Consider the following 16363-nt stretch of genomic DNA (forward strand, 5'->3'; position numbering starts at 1 on the left):
ACCTAGTTACAAAAATTTGGGGTGAACAGAAAAAGCATCCCGTATTTTTGATACGAAATGCTTTCAATAAGTTTAAATAAGTTTTAACGTTTACTAAATTGTGATGCTTTACGAGCTTTTTTCAAGCCTGGTTTCTTACGCTCAACTTTACGTGAGTCACGTGTAAGAAGTCCTGCGCGTTTCAATGAATCGCGGAAGTCTGGGTCTACTTGAAGAAGGGCACGAGCGATACCGTGACGGATAGCTCCTGCTTGACCAGCGTAACCACCACCTACAACGTTAACGAGAACGTCGTATGAACCTACAGTTGAAGTAACTGCAAATGGTTGGTTGATAACAAGACGAAGGTCAGCGTGTGGGATGTACTCTTCAACATCTTTTTTGTTAACAGTGATTTTACCAGTTCCTGGAACAAGGCGAACGCGTGCAACAGCGTTTTTACGACGTCCAGTACCTGCATATTGTGCTTGTGACATACTTTATTGTTCCTTTCCTTAGATAAGTCCTGAAATATCAAGAACTTCTGGTTGTTGTGCAGCGTGAGTGTGCTCAGCTCCAACGAATACTTTCAATTTCATACCTTGAGCGCGTCCAAGAGTATTGTGTGGAAGCATACCTTTAACTGATTTCTCGATCAAACGAACTGCGTTTTTAGAACGAAGTTCACCAGCAGAGATTTGTTTCAATCCACCTGGGTGGTTTGAGTGAGTGTAGTAGATCTTATCAGTTGCTTTTTTACCAGTCAATTTAACTTTTTCAGCATTGATAACGATTACGAAGTCACCTGTATCAGTGTGTGGTGTAAATGTTGGTTTGTTTTTTCCGCGAAGTACGCTAGCAACAACTGCTGAAAGGCGTCCAAGAGGTACATCAGTTGCGTCAACAACGTACCATTTGCGTTCTACTTGGCCTGGTTTAGCCATGAATGTAGTTTTGTTCATGATTTCTCCTATATGAATATCGTTTTTGTTTACAGGGCGGATGTTCCGGTCCGCGGGGTATTTGAAAGGTTCCGGGGCCTTACAAATGGGGTAAACAATACCGCCTACTATTGTATCAAAATTCTCAGATAAAAGTCAAGCAGTTGAGAAAATATTTTTTATTTCTGCCAGATTTTCAATCGTCTTTCTGCCTTCTCCTGAGTGATGACTTGAAAACCTTTAGAGAAGAGGAAAATAGCACAAGCCAAAAATAGAGTGACAATGATATAATTAACCACAAGACCATGGTCTCCCACCAATGGTGGTTTTGTCATAAAACCGTAATCTCCACCCGTCACTAAATTGACTATAAAAATCAAACCATTGAGTAAAGAGGTCAGTATAAGAATACCTTTGAAATCCAACAGACTAGCATCGTAGTTGTTTAAAAGATAAATCAAGGAATTTCCAAGAAGGGCTAGATGTCCGAAAATAAAGGACAAAATAACGATGTGTGGGAAAGAGTAAGCGTCTGGGATTGGATAAACAAAAGCTGCAATCGTCCCGAAGGTTCCAAGCAAAGCAAAATACTGTTTGGTTTTTGAAACACCTGGTAGTAGTAGAACTACAAACATAGCTAATCGACAATGATAAAAAGGCAAGCTTTCTGACAGCGGGAACTGATTAATCCAATACCAGCTGTATAGCGCTATTAACTGAATTGCCTGTATAATCTGGAAAAATCGTTGACAAACCTTATTTTCACGATAGCGATAAGCAAGATAAATTGTCAAAAACAGTAAGGCAAATGTACTTGCGTACCAAGTAAATCCAAATTGGGGTGGCTCCGTCGCCTGGGTAGTAAGTAAAGCATCCCAAATATTCATATAACTTTCCTCATTTTCATATAAGCAGGCCTCCTACTCATCTCTATAGAGCCTAGCTTACATTTATTTCTTATAATTTTGTGTAAAAGAAACTGTCAATCTTAATATAAAGTAAAACTTCTAATCGACATATTGTTCCCGCTCACCCTGATAAACCTGCCATAGAATATCCATTTGTTCCTTGGTTATTCTTTTTTCAGATAAGGGAGGGAGAGCCGAAATGTCAAAAAATCCTAATTCAGCAACTTCTTGATTTTCTTGAAATTGTCCATCTAATAACTGACAGTCAAAGACGAACTTGGCATACTGCTTGTTCTGAAGTTGAAAGCGGTTGGTATCAAAAACTGCCAATAAAGAGCCTACTTCTGCTGAAAATCCTGTTTCTTCCTGAACTTCTTTTCGGATATTTTCCTTGGGAGAATATCCTACCTCACCAAAGCCACCAGGTAATGCCCAAGTATCCTCTCCTTGTCCTCTAACCAAACAAATCTTCTGGTCTTGAACAATCCAAGCTCGCACATCCATCAAGGGAGTTGCATAGCTACCTGTTGGTTTTAAAATTGCAGTCAATTCCTCTTGTTTGAGCTCTGTTTGATCCTGCAAGACACTCCATAAAATCTGACGTAAATTCTCATAACGTTCACGGTCAAAAGGATCCCTTGTATAGGTCAAACCAGTCTCGGTAATGGCTAACATTCTCTGCAGAGCCTTAGCAAAATCAGTTGTGCTCATTTTCTAGACTTTCTACTAGCTTAGCTAGATTCATAGAGTTGGAACCTTTAAGCAAGATTTGGTCATGTGCACCAAGACTTTCCTTAACTTGCTTGACCATGGCTTCAAACTGGTCTTCCTCAGCTGTTTTCTTAAAGTAGTAAACATGGCCGATTGGGAACATTTGACTGGCTAATTGAGCCAAATCAGCAATGTCTTCACCGTAGAAAATAACAGTATCAAGGGCATCGGGTGTAATGCTCAAAATCATTTGATTATGGAGTTGAACAGACTGGTCTCCAAGTTCTTTCATATCTGCCAGAACTGCAATTTTCTTGCCACCTTCATTAGCTGGGATAGCAGAGAAAGTCTCTAAAATCAGCTTCATGGCAGTTGGATTGGCATTGTAGACATCTGATAGGATATCCGCACCGTTGGCAGCTTTTTTCCACTCGGTACGATTGCGGGTCAATTCTAAATTTTGGAAGGCTTGATGGATTTGCTCCTCAGTTACTCCTTCTTGCAAAGCAACATAAGATGCAATCATGGCATTGGTCGCATTGTACTTACCAGTCACAGGCAAATCAAGGGGTTGCTCCAAGAAATTAGCCTTGAAGGTTAAGCTATCCTTACGCTCAATCAATTCTGTAATTTCGAGTTCTGCACCTGGACCAAAACGGACCACTTTTTGCTCAGTAGGTAGATAATCCTCTACAATAGGATCAGCTGGTGCTAAAAGCATGGCACCCTTTTCCATCCCATCAGCAATCTGTAATTTCCCTTTGGCAATCTCAGAACGGTCCTTGAAGAAGGCTAAGTGAGCCTCTCCGACCAAGGTCACAATGGCTGTCTTTGGATGAGCCAATTCAGACAAGAGATGAATATCTCCCAAGTGATCCTGCCCCATCTCCAAGACCAATTTCTCAGTGTCATCCGGCATATGAAGAACTGTATAAGGTAGTCCAATCTCGTTATTGTAATTTCCTTGAGTTTTATACGTTTTAAAAGTCGTAGCAAGTAAATGCGCCAGCATGTCCTTAGTCGTTGTCTTACCGTTCGAACCTGTAACAGCTAAGACATCTACTCCTGTTTTTTGAAGATAGCTAGCTGCTAGAGTTTGAAAAGCAGTTAAGACATCATCTACTAGAATATAGGGACGTCCTTCTACTTCCTTCTCTGACAAGGTTACAGCAGCACCGTTTTCAAAAGCCGTCTCGATAAAATCATGACCATCACGCGCTCCCTTGAGAGGAATAAACAAATCCCCCTCAGCAATCAATCGACTATCAAATTCTGCCTTAACTAGCGGACTATCCGGATAGACTGATACATCATTCTTAGCACCAACAAGACGCGCAACTTCGTGAATCGTAAGTTTCATATTTACTCCTTTAAAAAGGGGCAAGGAGTCCTTCCCCGCCCTTATGTCTGTCTTTACAATAGGTGCGCTTCACGCTTGTCAAAACTTTCCTTAGCAAGATCAACCAAACGTTCAATTAATTCTGGATAAGAAATTCCCATATTGTCCCAAAGCAAGGGATACATAGACCATTGCGTAAAACCTGGCATCGTATTTAGCTCATTTAGGAAAATCTCACCTTTATCTGTATAGAAGAAGTCACAACGCGACAATCCAAGTCCACCGATAGCACGGAAGGCAGTTTCGGCATTCTTACGCATAACCGATACCACTTCATCGCTAATCTTAGCTGGGATATCCATGGTAATCTTGTTGTCGATATATTTGGCATCATAGTCATAGAAGGCTACGTCTTTGACAACTTCACCAGGTAGCGTGCTCTTAACATCATAGTTTCCTAAAAGTCCAACTTCGATTTCACGCGCAGTTACACCCTGCTCCACCAAAACACGACTATCGTACTTGAAGGCAAGCTCTAAAGCTTGGCGAAGTTCCTCTTGATTCTCAGACTTAGAAATACCTACACTAGAACCCATATTCGATGGCTTAGTAAAGACTGGGTACTTTAATTTTTCTTCAACTTCTGCAATCTTAGAAGACAAGTCATCCCCTTCAACAATGGCTACATAAGGTACTTGAGCGATTCCAGCAGACTCTAAGACACGCTTGGTAGTGATTTTATCCATAGCAAGGCTTGAAGACAAAATATTGCAACCAACATAAGGCATTTTCAAGACTTCTAAGAAACCTTGGACCGAGCCGTCCTCTCCCATCGGTCCATGAAGGACTGGAAAGACCACTGCTCCTTCTTCGTAGATAGCACTTGGAGTAATTTTCTTGTCCCAGTCAATGCTATCATTCGTCATGAGACGATCATCCTGACTTGGAGTTTGGGTAAATTCTTGTGTTTTAATAAAGTCACCAGACTGGCTAATGAAGAAAGTTTTTACCATGAAGCTATCATAGTTAACCGCACGCATCACACTTTCCGCTGACAACACAGACACTTTGCGTTCTGCACTGCGTCCACCGTATAATAGAATAATTGTTTGTTTCATATGGATGTCCTATTTCTACTAGAATACTTGCTCTTTAGTATATCATATTTGTCTATTTTTTTAAACTTGTATATTCAAAAACAAAAGAGGCTGGGACAAAACTAGGTCCAGCCTCACTCTTGTTTTTACTTTACTAAGTGCTTGCCTCTTTTTTATCCGTAGAGACTATAGTTCTGTCCGATTTTCAATAGCTCGAAGAAGAGTTACTTCATCTGCATATTCAATATCAGCTCCTACTGCTAGCCCTCGTGCTAGACGAGTAACTTTAATACCCGCTGGTTTAAGCAAACGAGATAGATACATAGAAGTCGCTTCGCCATCAGCTGTCGCATTAGTTGCAACAATGACCTCTGAAACTTCACTATCCATCAGACGAGTCATGAGGCTCTTGAGATTGATATCGTCAGGACTGATACCATTCATTGGCGAAATCAAGCCATGCAAAACATGGTAAAGGCCATGGTATTCTTGGATATTTTCCATAGCTGCCACATCTCTGCTATCCTCTAAAACTAAGATAGTTGTCTGATCACGACTAGGGTCTGTACAGATAGAGCAAGGGTCCTCGTCTGTCAAACGTCCACAGATGGAACAATAAGTTAGTTCTCGTTTAGCTGAAAGAAGATTTTTTGCAAATTCATTAACGTCATCATCAGGCATTCCAATCGTGTAAAAGGCCAATCGGGTCGCTGTCTTAATCCCGATACCGGGAAGCTTAGAATAACTGTCAATTAACTTAGCAATGGGTGTTGGATAGAGCATAGCTTCCTTTCTAATTCATTGGATGGTGTTTGTTGTATAAATTGATAATATCACGAGCAATAGAAGGTCCGACACCATTTGTAAGATTGGTGTTATGTGGGAAGACCACTGCAACTGCAATCTGAGGATTATTAGACGGAGCATAGGCAACCGCATTGGTGTTGGTAGCTTTTTGACCATTTGCTACGTTACTTTCGGCGGTACCTGTTTTTCCACTGATAGAAACAGTTGCCCCATTTGAGAAGGAACGACCTGTTGTAAGAGGGCTAGTTCCGTGAGAAACCTGATAGAACCCTTGTTGTAAGAGGGCCATATCTGACTCTGAAATATTAACTCGATTGATTTCTTTAGTCTCTGTTTCTTGGATTAATTCTCCAAGTCCACCTGTATCGTTATTATCATAGATTCCCTCAACAATGTGTGGAGCTAGGCGGACACCGTTATTAGCAATGGTAGCAACATACTGGGCCAACTGCAAAGGTGTATAGTTGTCAAACTGACCAAAAGCATTATTTAGGTAATTGGCCAAATCAAATTCTTTAGGAACAAATCCAATCGATTCATCAGGTAAATCAATTCCAGTAGAAACACCCAGACCATATTCTCCGAAAGTTGAACGTAGTTTCCCCATAGCTGAGTCTAGCTGATTGGTTACAACCGACATATTCGGCTTGTAGGTTTGCCCCATTATTCCAAGTGCCGTTTGCACCATATATGTATTTGACGAGTACTCTAACGCTTCAACGGCCGTAATGGGGAAGGAACCAGTCGAAACTGTATACCAAGAATTGATCGGTGCAGACCCCTGAAACACAATCGGTTGGTCTGTTAGGGTTTGGTTGCCTGATAAAACTCCGTTTTCCCAACCCGAACTAATGGTTGCTGCCTTAACGACAGATCCTGGAACAAATACATTGGTCACAGTTCCAAGAGAATCCGGAGTTAACTCACCAGTATCCACATTATGTTTCATCCCTGATAAGGCTAACACAGCACCCGTCTTCGGATTAAGTGCTACTGCGTAGACACCCTCTGAATATTTAGCTCCACCGTTCGCTAATTCTGATTTGAAATAACTTTTCAACAGCTCATCAACGTTATCTTGGAAGGCCAAATCAATGGTTAGTTTGATGTTTTTACCCTTACTACCTTCCTCAATATTCTCAACACTTTCCATGTCTCCATGTTTGTCAAGATGAATTTCTTTAACAGTGCGCTTCCCTTGTAGAATTTCTTCGTATTGTTTTTCTAGATAGGAAGTTCCTACACGGTCATTGAGGGAATAACCTTTTTTAAGGTACTCATCAACATCTTCAGCTGGAAGACCAGATTTTTCACTCGAAACACTACCAACAATTGACGAGAGTGATGTATCTAAAATCTTACGATCCCAAGAAGTTGAGATACTAATCCCTGGTAATTCCTTAGAGGCAGAAGCGATAACTGCTATCTGGGTATCATTTAATGGATCTGTCTGGATATTGCCAGTTGCAAAATTCCCGACAGCATTAAGCTGATTAAAGATATAAATGGCTTTCTTTTCATCCTCTGAATAGGTCATTTTTTCGGAAGCAATACTCTCAGCAGCATTGTTGTAAAGCTCAGATTCTGAAAGTAGATTACCATCTGAATCAAAACGCTTATCCTTTGGAAGATCTTCTACCGTCTTTTTATAGGCAGCTGGATCAGCTAGGTAGTAGTCAGCAATTTGACGGTCAGTTAGCTCAGGAGAAGTAACCGATACATAGTTTAATAGTTTATTGGAAATATCTTTCAAGTCTGTCGCTGTCATCTTATTGCTACGTGTGAAAGCAACTACTTGTTTGACAGTGTTTTCAACCAGTGGTTTTCCTGTTGCATCGTAGATCTCACCACGCACAGACCCTGTTGTAACACGAGTTTGGCTAGCTGAAGCTAGTTTGTTTTCATAAAAATCTTTGTGTAAAACCTGCATATAGAGCAGGCGTCCAATAATCGCCAAAAACAATAGAATGACGATTGCAAACAATAAATTCAGCCGAATCGGAATCGAGTGGCTATTAAATTTTCTCATACAAATCAGTCTCGTTTCTAATCAAAATCTCACTCTACATTGTACCATAATTTGAGGAGAAAATTATGGAAAAAGGGAAGAGTTTTGCTTTTTAATCAAATATCAACGTATAAAAAAATAGATATGATATAATAAAAATAATCATCCTAATTCTAGATTTTTTACACTTATACTATCAACCAAGGAGTCACATGAACAAACAAGACATCTCTACGATTATCAATCTTCATTTTGAGGAAATGACGGAATTAGAGCAAGTGATCGCCCGTTATTTCTTACAAGTAGAAACAATTCATGACGACTTGTCTTCGCAAGAGGTCACCCAAAAACTACATATATCACAAGCTGCTCTCACACGTTTTGCAAAAAAATGTGGATTCAAAGGTTATCGTGAGTTTATCTTTAAATATCAACAACAAAAAGATACCCTACCTCTCTTACAACCAGATATGAATCTCTTGACACAAAGAGTTTTGAGAAGCTATACTAATCTCCGAGAAATGTCTCGAGAACTGATTAATGAAGAACAACTAGAACGCGTAGCTCAAATGATTGAACAAGCTGAGCGCGTCTACTTCTTTGGAACTGGAAGCTCTGGATTAGTCGCTCGAGAGATGAAATTTCGTTTCATGAGACTAGGTGTAGTCTGTGAGGCCTTAACAGATCCAGATGGTTTCGCCTGGACCACAAGCATTTTGGATAAGAACTGTCTCGTATTTGGTTTTTCTCTTTCAGGAACAACTACTTCCGTCATCGACAGTCTGCTAGATGCTAAGGACATGGGAGCAAAAACGGTTCTATTTACCAGTATGATTATCAAGGAGACTCAGGATTTTACTGAGACTGTACTTGTAGCAAATCAAGGTCAATCCCCTTATATTCAACGGCTCTCTGCTCAGCTTCCTATGCTCTTTGTCATTGACTTGCTTTATGCTTATTTCTTAGAAATCGATCGTGAAAGCAAAGAAAAGATTTTTAATAGCTATTGGGAAAATAAAAAACTCAATGGTTATCGTAGAAATCGTAAAAATGGAAAATCCTAAATTGATGTAACAATTTAGGATTTTTTTATCACTCAGATGTGCTTATCATAAATGTATCAAAACTCAATTCTCTTTTGAAAGCAAGTCTACTTTCATTACTCGAATAGTTGTTTCAGTTGCGAATCCAAGAAGGGCATCGTCTGACGAGCTAGTCATTTTCACTTTGAAGTCAAAGATTGAATCAGCTTGTTCAATAAAGTCGATAGTTGGAATCGTGATTGTTTTCTCAGTTTCACCATCTTGGAAGGTCAAGTCAGCTGTTGTGTCCTTGTACACTTTACCATGAACCCCTGTTCCTGGTTCAGTCACGACATGGACTGTTGCTGTTCCTATGCTACCACCAACACGTTTAATAGTTACAGTAACCGGTTGACCTTTTTGAACTTCATAGGTCGTTTCTTTCATCTCAAACATACCTTTACCAGAATTGTTGAGCGTGTAGATACCTTCAGTCGCAATAACTTTCCCAGTTTTATTGACGAGTTTGATGGTATGTTCACCTGGAGCCAAGTCTTCTGTTTCATAAACCATCTGGCTACGCTTACGAGTTGCATTATTGGTTTGTACGTTTGCAACCTTTTGACCATCCACGTAAATGGAGATTTCACCGTGGTTTGGATCAACTGTAGATACTACATATGCTTTTGTTCCAGTGAAACGGTATGTAACACTAGCATCTTTTTGGTTAGTCCACATAGATGTTCCGCGGATACCTTCAGATTCGTCATACCAAGTTGTATTTTCTTTATCAGCTCTTGTATTTGAATGGTAGTCCAATCCGAGAGGGTAACCATCTGTTTTCTCGATACTACTTGGTGTCTTATAAACAGAGAAGTTTGCCAAAATTGGAGTCGCTTGTGCACCAGTAATGGTTACACGAATCTTTTGTGCCTCTACTGGTTGACCTTGGATAAGACGACGATAACCAACAGTTGACCCTTCACCATATGGAACCCAACGGCCATTGAGTTCAACTTCAACCTTAAAGCCAGAGATACGTTGCCCCTTAGCGATATCTTCTTTGAGTTCGACGACGTCAAAGCGTCTCTTTTGACCAAGATCAACAGTAAATTCACCTGTCTTAGCATCATTTGCTAGTGCCCAGCTAGTATCATTCTTACCATCTGTTAGGTGGCTTGCTTGATACAAGTGATTCTTACGAGTAGAGCTTGCAGTTACAGTTGCTCCCTTAGCAAAGTCAGTCGCATACATTTGATCCAAGGTTGCTCGGAATTCTTGCAAACTGGCCACGTCTGCATCTGCGAATTTACCTTCTTTATTAGGTGGAATATTGAGTAGAAGCGGCGTTCCCCGACCAACTGACTTGAAGTAGATATCCATCAAATCTTTGATTGATTTTGGTTCTTGATTGTCATGGTAGAACCAACCTGAACGGATAGAAACGTCTGCTTCACCAACTGAGTACATATCTCCTTCTGGATCTCCATGGTTGAGATAGTCATTCTTCACATCATCAGTGATTTTAGCTTTCTTGACCTTATGCCAAACTGGATCTCCGGCGATACCACGTTCATTACCAATCCAACGGACACTTGTCGGTTGAGCAGAGAAGATGGCGATGTCTCCTTCAGCTTCCTTGATGTACTTGAACCACTCATCAAAGGTATAAGTTACTTTTTGAGCTCCGCTACCACGCGCACCGTCCATCCATACTTCGATGAATTTACCATTGTTACCGTATTTAGGATTTCCAAGGATTTCCTTGAGTTGGTTAAGATAGTATTCGTTGTACTCTTTCTCAGTTGAAACGTGATATTTTGGATGGTTGGCATCCCATGGTGATAGGTAAACACCCATATTCATGTCATACTTAGTCGCTGATTTAGAAATTTCTTCGAGAAGGTCTCCCTTACCATCTTTCCATGGACTAGCAGCGACAGTATGTTTTGTATATTGAGAAGGATAGATTACAAATCCATCATGGTGTTTTACAACCATAATGGTTCGTTTGAATCCAGCATCCTTCAAAGTCTTAATCCACTGATCTGTATCAAGGTTAGTTGGATTGAAGTTTTGAGGATTTTCTTGACCATCCCCCCACTCAGAATCAGTATAGGTATTCATCCCATAATGAATGAAGGCAGCCAATTCTTCCTTGTGGTAATCCAATTGAGCCTTGCTTGGAAGTGGTCCAAAGGCCGTAATTTCTGTTTCTTGATCCTCAGGGGAGCTTACTTTACTGTTATATTTTTCTTGTTGATTATAGGTCAATGATTGCTCTCCTTTAGTCCATATCTATTGGTATTACTGATATATATTTGAATTAACTTAAATATACTATATCGAAGTCAAAAATGCAAGATACCTTGCCATCAGTAAGCAAGTTAGTATTTGCCTTTATTTAAAAATCCTAAATTGGCAAGGCCAATTTAGGATTGTTTTGTTTTGAAATGATAATATGCACCTAGCATCCCAGCAGTATTCTGATGGTGAGCAAATTCAAGTCGAGTCTTGTCTGCCAAACTTGGAACAAGCGAATCTTTCAAAGCCTTACGAATTTTAGGTTTCAGAATAGCTTCCTGCCCCATGATACCACCACCAAGGATGACAACTTCTGGATTGGCAACATAACAAATATTAGCGAGACCCTTACCAAGGTATTCTACCATGCGGTCAATTCCATCCATACAATGTTTATTTCCCTCAGTTGCTTCCTTGAAAATTCGGCGACCATTCCACTGTTCTACCTCATCACCATGTGCATCAGCCACATACTTAACAAGTGCTGTCGTAGAGGCTAAATCTTGAAAAGCACCATCCTGCATATGCAAATAACCGACCTCGCAGGCAGAATTACTAAAGCCATGGAATACTTGGCCATCAATGATTAAGCAACCACCGATACCAGTCCCAATCGTCAAGCAAAGGGTAATATTTGCACCCTTTCCTGAACCAGAGACAGCTTCAGCAAGCCCTGCACAGTTAACATCATTTTCAATTTCACAAGGAATGTTAAAGCTTTCTTCAATTTCTTTTTTAAATTGAGTTCCTGCATAATTTGGAATCTGCGGACCGGCATAGAAGATTTCACCCTTATCAGGATCAACCATTCCCGCAGAGGAAATAGCTACACCTGACACCATTCCTTTTTCTAGATAGCTAGCTACGATATCTTTTGTTTTCTGTAAGATGTGTGGACCACCCTTATGAGCCTCAGTTGGAACTTCATGAGACTCTACAAGTTGTCCATCTTGGTTAATTAAACCGTATTTGATATTCGTTCCACCAATATCAATTGCAACGTAATTAGTCATAAAGCCTCCTATTGATTAGAGGAAACGCTCCTTAGTTTCACGAATCAATTGAGCAGCTGCTTCTACAACTGGACGATCTTCTTCGGTCACTGGTGTAAGTGGAGAACGAACTGATCCGATGTTAAGTCCTTCATTGATTTTCAAGACTTCTTTAATCACACAGTACATATTCCCATGAGCTGCAGTCAATTTACCGATGATAGCGTTGATAGCGTATTGCAATTCACGCGCTGTTTCTAGGTCCTTATCCGCAATCAATTGGTTGAGTTTCAAGAAGAGTTCTGGCATAGCACCATAAGTACCACCGATACCAGCTTTTGCTCCCATGAGACGTCCGCCTAGGAATTGTTCGTCTGGACCGTTAAAGACGATATGGTCATCGCCACCAAGGCTAACGAATGTTTGGATATCTTGAACTGGCATTGAAGAATTTTTAACACCAATGACACGTGGGTTTTTCAACATTTCTGTGTAAAGACTTGGAGTCAAAGCAACACCTGCCAATTGAGGAATGTTGTAGATAACATAGTCTGTGTTTGGTGCAGCAGCACTGATATCGTTCCAGTATTTAGCAACTGAGTACTCAGGCAAACGGAAGTAAATTGGTGGGATTGTTGCGATAGCATCTACTCCCAAACTTTCTGAATGACGAGCCAGTTCAATACTATCTTTGGTATTGTTACAAGCTACGTGAGCAATGATGGTCAATTTACCTTTGGCAACTGCCATAACTTCTTCTAAGATCAATTTACGGTCTTCTACACTTTGGTAGATACACTCACCTGAAGAACCATTAACGTAAAGTCCTTGAACACCTTTATCAATAAAGTATTGAACCAAAGCACGTGTACGTTCTGGGCTAACTTCACCCGCATCATCATAACATGCGTAGAAGGCAGGAATGACACCTTCATATTTTTTTAAATCTGACATAGATTTCTCCTAAGGTTTCTTTTTTCTGCTTTGAGCAGATTAATTTTCACTGTATTAGTATACACTTTGTAAAAATGGCTTTCAATATCTCCCGGCCACTTAGATTTTAATTTCTTCTTAGTGTTTGAAAATTTTTTCAATTGAAAGTAGTTTCATACCTATTTCATTCAGCTTGATACTTTGCGAACAATTTTTCCATTAATCCAGACTGCCAAAAAGCGAGAAGACCAAAAGCAAATAGTAAAAATGCCGAACCACCAAGTAGAAGAGTAAATGCTGATAGATATAGAACCATAGCAATTAAGAAGAGGATTGCAAGCATGAGGAAAAACCAAGGAAAATTAAAACTTACTAAAAGCAAACCTTTCTGAAGAACCTCTTTCCATGCTAATTCATAACGAGCTGCGATAGGATAACTTGCTAGCATCACTAATGTCAGGAAGATTAAAATCCCTAGACAGATCACTTTCAGCAACTGAAATACAAGACCTTCTTGTCCCCAAAACAGATATAGATCAAGAACACTAATCAGAACAATTCCCAACTCCAATAAACCCAATTGCAGACCTAATTTCAAATTTTGTTTAAAGGCTCTAATATAGGTTTTAAATACTGGAACTCGTCTACTTTTCTTAATTTCAAAAATTGTTTGGTAAAGACTAATCTTGGCTATCCCAATAGTCACAATTGGCAAACAAGACACAACAAAGAGTAGATTAACTGTCACAATATCTAAGACTTTCTCACTAAAACGCATGAGAAAATTATCAGTATCAAATGCTGCTTTAATTAGGCCTGACCCTTTTTGTGCCATTGCTTGCTCCTCCTAACTTACTAATCAATTAAAATTTTAAACAAATACTTGCGAACCTTATCCTCCATGCCTGCATAACCGTTCGGCTGATGAGGCTCCCCTGGGAAGAAGACTGCAAAATTGTGATAACCCAACAATAATGGGTATTGTTCGTGACAGTGAACAAAGCCAATGTCACTTGCTTCATCAAATGCTACTGCCTCGTCCTTAACACGAGAACCGTAACTTGAGTATTCATGCCCTTCAACCAACAAATGCAAGTCTGCATAGTTTTTATGGTATTCAAAGCGATCATTTTCTTCTTGATTGAGAACATTTTCTTGAACTACTAGAAAGACCTTGTCTCCGTCAATATCGTACTTTCCAAATTCGAAAGTATCTTTGCGGTGTTCATAAAGATAATCAATAGCCTTATCTAAATTCGGATGAAGTCCTTTGTAAAAGGTTATATTTTTTAAATCATCAAAAATCATATTCTACTCTCTTCTCTATGATACTATTTCTAATTGTAGAATGTATCAAAATAATCAAATACTCTCGATTAACCCTTAACCGCTCCCATAGTAATACCTTGAGTAAATGATTTTTGGAATACTAAGAAGACTGTTACGATTGGCACAGCTGCAAGGGCAGCACCTGCCATGATTAATCCATAGTTGGTTGCCATTTCAGCCTGCATGGTTGCAACCCCTAGTGAGATGGTCAAGTTGTTACGAGAAGTCAACATCACCAACTGCATAAAGTAGTCATTCCATGTATTGATGAAGGTGAAGATTGCAAGAGCTGCAAATCCAGGTTTCACGATTGGGAAGGCTACGCTCCAGAATGTACGAATCTCACCGCAACCATCGATTTTAGCAGATTCAAGCAATTCTGTTGGAATATTTTCACTAAACTGTTTCATAAGGAAGACCCCAAACGGCCATCCGATAAGTGGCAAAATAACTGCCCAAAGAGTATCGTGAATTCCCATGAAGTTAACGATACGCACCAATGGCACAAGGACAACTTGTTTTGGAAGAGCCATGGCAGCAATAAAGGTAGCAAAGAGGATACGTTGACCATAGAAACGTTTCTTAGCCAATACATAACCAGCTAGGGATGAAGTGGCACAAACCAAGAACATTGTTACCAATGAAATGAATACTGAGTTCCACATCCATTGGATTGCTGGGTTTTGTACCATCAATTGTTGGAAGTTCTCCATTGTTGGAGCTTTAGGGAACCATTGTGGTGGAATCATAATGGTATCCGGTTGTGATTTGAATGCACCTGTCAAGATCCAGTAGAATGGAAAGATAAACAGTACAGTCAATAAGAGCAAGAAGATGGTTGAAATAACAGTGAAGGCTGTTAAAGGTTTCTTTTGTGTAGATTGCATAGCTGTCTCCTTTCTATTAGTATTCTACGTCGTTTCCAAGTACTTTAAATTGAACAAAGCTGACGATGGCAATCATAACTGCCAAGAAGACACCGATAGTGTTGGCATAGCCATACTCTGTCAATTGGAAAGCTTTTTCATACAGGTAGTACATAAGTGTACTTGTTGAGTAGTTTGGACCACCAGAAGTCAAAAGCTGAATCAATGCGAAACACTGGAATGAGTTGATGGTTGTAATGATTGCGATATAAAGAGTTGTTGGAAGAAGGCTTGGCCATTTGATCTTCCAGAAAACTTGTAATTCAGTTGCTCCATCGACACGCGCTGCTTCAACAAGAGAGTTATCAATGTTTCCCATTGCTGCGATGTAAAGAATGATTGGTTGACCAACTGATGTTGTCAAAAGAATAATCATAATCGCCATCAAAGCCCAGTTTTTATCTCCTAACCAAGAAATGTTTTGGCTAATGATATGGCTTGACTTAAGCACGAAGTTCAAAATACCTGATAGAGGATCGTAGATCCATTTCCATACTACTGTTACGGCAACACTACCTGTTACTACAGGAAGGAAGAAGACGAAACGATAGAAAGATCTAGCAACAGCATTTTGTTGATAAGTTTGTGATGCTACAAAGAGCGAGAAGAGTACAACTACAGGGACAGAGCCAATAACCAAGATAACGGTATTAATTAAAGACTTTATAAAGACTGGGTCTTTAAACATACGGATGTAGTTGTCCAATCCTATAAATTCAAAGCTTGTCATCGAGTAGTTAAAGAAACTAGTGATGAAGCCCATAATCATTGGAGCTAAAACGAAGACAGTAAAGAAGATTAAGACTGGTGCTAAGAAAGCATAGGAAATCACTGTTTCCCGCATACGAATTTTATTGACTTTCACTGTCGGTACCTCACTTTCAATTATTTTATTATTTTGTTTGTCACCTGACATTGATGTAAAATCAAAATGAAATTTTTTCCACGATAAGCCTATGTAAGAACTTCATTTTAATTTCGATTTGTCAGTTGCTTACATTTTCAAACAAAAGTCCCCCTTTTCGTGTACGAATGTTCACAGGGAAAAGGGGGGACTGTAAGATTTA

At 39.7% G+C, this 16363-nt stretch carries 15 protein-coding genes and 1 pseudogene; 1 reads left to right on the forward strand and 15 read right to left on the reverse strand.

Annotation, left to right across the window (positions count from 1 at the left end; all coding sequences use genetic code 11):
- Positions 1-83: 83 nt before the first annotated feature.
- The 8 genes from rpsI to pbp2b form a co-directional block, all read right to left on the reverse strand.
- Positions 84-476, reverse strand: a complete 393-nt coding sequence (gene rpsI, locus FN031_RS06265) for a 30S ribosomal protein S9 (protein ID WP_061852918.1) — start codon at positions 474-476, stop codon at positions 84-86.
- An 18-nt stretch (positions 477-494) separates the two neighbouring features.
- Entirely contained in the window at positions 495-941 is a 447-nt protein-coding gene (gene rplM, locus FN031_RS06270) for a 50S ribosomal protein L13 (RefSeq protein ID WP_001044624.1), read from the reverse strand.
- A 158-nt stretch (positions 942-1099) separates the two neighbouring features.
- Positions 1100-1807, reverse strand: coding sequence for a YwaF family protein (locus tag FN031_RS06275; protein WP_142558636.1), 708 nt, complete (start codon positions 1805-1807; stop codon positions 1100-1102).
- 120 nt (positions 1808-1927) lie between these two features.
- A complete protein-coding gene (locus FN031_RS06280; RefSeq protein WP_142558638.1) occupies positions 1928-2539 on the reverse strand; it encodes an NUDIX hydrolase in 612 nt (203 codons plus the stop codon).
- Positions 2526-3899, reverse strand: coding sequence for a UDP-N-acetylmuramoyl-tripeptide--D-alanyl-D-alanine ligase (locus FN031_RS06285; RefSeq protein ID WP_142558640.1), 1374 nt, complete (start codon positions 3897-3899; stop codon positions 2526-2528). The genes FN031_RS06280 and FN031_RS06285 overlap by 14 nt, the downstream gene beginning before the upstream one ends.
- Before the next feature lie 53 nt (positions 3900-3952).
- On the reverse strand, positions 3953-4996 hold the full coding sequence (locus tag FN031_RS06290; protein WP_142558642.1) for a D-alanine--D-alanine ligase: 1044 nt from the start codon (positions 4994-4996) through the stop codon (positions 3953-3955).
- Between the two features lie 165 nt (positions 4997-5161).
- Complete coding sequence (recR, locus tag FN031_RS06295; protein ID WP_000966742.1) at positions 5162-5758, reverse strand: recombination mediator RecR; 597 nt, start codon at positions 5756-5758, stop codon at positions 5162-5164.
- Between the two features lie 10 nt (positions 5759-5768).
- On the reverse strand, positions 5769-7811 hold the full coding sequence (gene pbp2b / locus FN031_RS06300) for a penicillin-binding protein PBP2B (protein ID WP_142558644.1): 2043 nt from the start codon (positions 7809-7811) through the stop codon (positions 5769-5771).
- Between the two features lie 191 nt (positions 7812-8002).
- Between pbp2b and FN031_RS06305 the strand changes: the two genes are divergently transcribed.
- Positions 8003-8854, forward strand: a complete 852-nt coding sequence (locus tag FN031_RS06305) for a MurR/RpiR family transcriptional regulator (protein WP_142558646.1) — start codon at positions 8003-8005, stop codon at positions 8852-8854.
- A 63-nt stretch (positions 8855-8917) separates the two neighbouring features.
- Here FN031_RS06305 and FN031_RS06310 read toward each other — a convergent pair.
- The 7 genes and pseudogenes from FN031_RS06310 to FN031_RS06340 all read right to left on the reverse strand — a co-directional run.
- Positions 8918-11050, reverse strand: a pseudogene (locus FN031_RS06310) (alpha-L-fucosidase); the annotation flags it as partial.
- Positions 11051-11244: 194 nt separating this feature from the next.
- Entirely contained in the window at positions 11245-12129 is an 885-nt protein-coding gene (locus FN031_RS06315) for an ROK family protein (RefSeq protein WP_142558650.1), read from the reverse strand.
- A 15-nt stretch (positions 12130-12144) separates the two neighbouring features.
- Positions 12145-13062 (reverse strand): dihydrodipicolinate synthase family protein, encoded by a 918-nt coding sequence (locus FN031_RS06320; protein ID WP_142558652.1) that lies wholly within the window; start codon positions 13060-13062, stop codon positions 12145-12147.
- Positions 13063-13225: 163 nt separating this feature from the next.
- A complete protein-coding gene (locus tag FN031_RS06325; RefSeq protein ID WP_142558654.1) occupies positions 13226-13876 on the reverse strand; it encodes a YesL family protein in 651 nt (216 codons plus the stop codon).
- A 20-nt stretch (positions 13877-13896) separates the two neighbouring features.
- Positions 13897-14349 carry a YhcH/YjgK/YiaL family protein gene (locus tag FN031_RS06330; protein ID WP_142558656.1) on the reverse strand — a complete coding sequence of 151 codons (453 nt, stop codon included), beginning with the start codon at positions 14347-14349 and terminating at the stop codon, positions 13897-13899.
- Between the two features lie 68 nt (positions 14350-14417).
- Positions 14418-15257 (reverse strand): carbohydrate ABC transporter permease, encoded by an 840-nt coding sequence (locus FN031_RS06335; protein WP_075565849.1) that lies wholly within the window; start codon positions 15255-15257, stop codon positions 14418-14420.
- Between the two features lie 16 nt (positions 15258-15273).
- Positions 15274-16140 carry a carbohydrate ABC transporter permease gene (locus tag FN031_RS06340; RefSeq protein WP_185928457.1) on the reverse strand — a complete coding sequence of 289 codons (867 nt, stop codon included), beginning with the start codon at positions 16138-16140 and terminating at the stop codon, positions 15274-15276.
- Between the last annotated feature and the right edge of the window lie 223 nt (positions 16141-16363).

The sequence above is a fragment of the Streptococcus mitis genome (assembly GCF_902159415.1).
In the GTDB taxonomy this organism is placed as follows: domain Bacteria; phylum Bacillota; class Bacilli; order Lactobacillales; family Streptococcaceae; genus Streptococcus; species Streptococcus mitis_BG.

What these genes read in the sequence shown, in the direction of transcription:
- rpsI (WP_061852918.1), bottom strand. Translation starts at nt 476, where the DNA reads ATGTCACAAGCACAATATGCAGGTACTGGACGTCGTAAAAACGCTGTT.
- rplM (WP_001044624.1), bottom strand. Translation starts at nt 941, where the DNA reads ATGAACAAAACTACATTCATGGCTAAACCAGGCCAAGTAGAACGCAAA.
- FN031_RS06275 (WP_142558636.1), bottom strand. Translation starts at nt 1,807, where the DNA reads ATGAATATTTGGGATGCTTTACTTACTACCCAGGCGACGGAGCCACCC.
- FN031_RS06280 (WP_142558638.1), bottom strand. Translation starts at nt 2,539, where the DNA reads ATGAGCACAACTGATTTTGCTAAGGCTCTGCAGAGAATGTTAGCCATT.
- FN031_RS06285 (WP_142558640.1), bottom strand. Translation starts at nt 3,899, where the DNA reads ATGAAACTTACGATTCACGAAGTTGCGCGTCTTGTTGGTGCTAAGAAT.
- FN031_RS06290 (WP_142558642.1), bottom strand. Translation starts at nt 4,996, where the DNA reads ATGAAACAAACAATTATTCTATTATACGGTGGACGCAGTGCAGAACGC.
- recR (WP_000966742.1), bottom strand. Translation starts at nt 5,758, where the DNA reads ATGCTCTATCCAACACCCATTGCTAAGTTAATTGACAGTTATTCTAAG.
- pbp2b (WP_142558644.1), bottom strand. Translation starts at nt 7,811, where the DNA reads ATGAGAAAATTTAATAGCCACTCGATTCCGATTCGGCTGAATTTATTG.
- FN031_RS06305 (WP_142558646.1), top strand. Translation starts at nt 8,003, where the DNA reads ATGAACAAACAAGACATCTCTACGATTATCAATCTTCATTTTGAGGAA.
- FN031_RS06315 (WP_142558650.1), bottom strand. Translation starts at nt 12,129, where the DNA reads ATGACTAATTACGTTGCAATTGATATTGGTGGAACGAATATCAAATAC.
- FN031_RS06320 (WP_142558652.1), bottom strand. Translation starts at nt 13,062, where the DNA reads ATGTCAGATTTAAAAAAATATGAAGGTGTCATTCCTGCCTTCTACGCA.
- FN031_RS06325 (WP_142558654.1), bottom strand. Translation starts at nt 13,876, where the DNA reads ATGGCACAAAAAGGGTCAGGCCTAATTAAAGCAGCATTTGATACTGAT.
- FN031_RS06330 (WP_142558656.1), bottom strand. Translation starts at nt 14,349, where the DNA reads ATGATTTTTGATGATTTAAAAAATATAACCTTTTACAAAGGACTTCAT.
- FN031_RS06335 (WP_075565849.1), bottom strand. Translation starts at nt 15,257, where the DNA reads ATGCAATCTACACAAAAGAAACCTTTAACAGCCTTCACTGTTATTTCA.
- FN031_RS06340 (WP_185928457.1), bottom strand. Translation starts at nt 16,140, where the DNA reads ATGCGGGAAACAGTGATTTCCTATGCTTTCTTAGCACCAGTCTTAATC.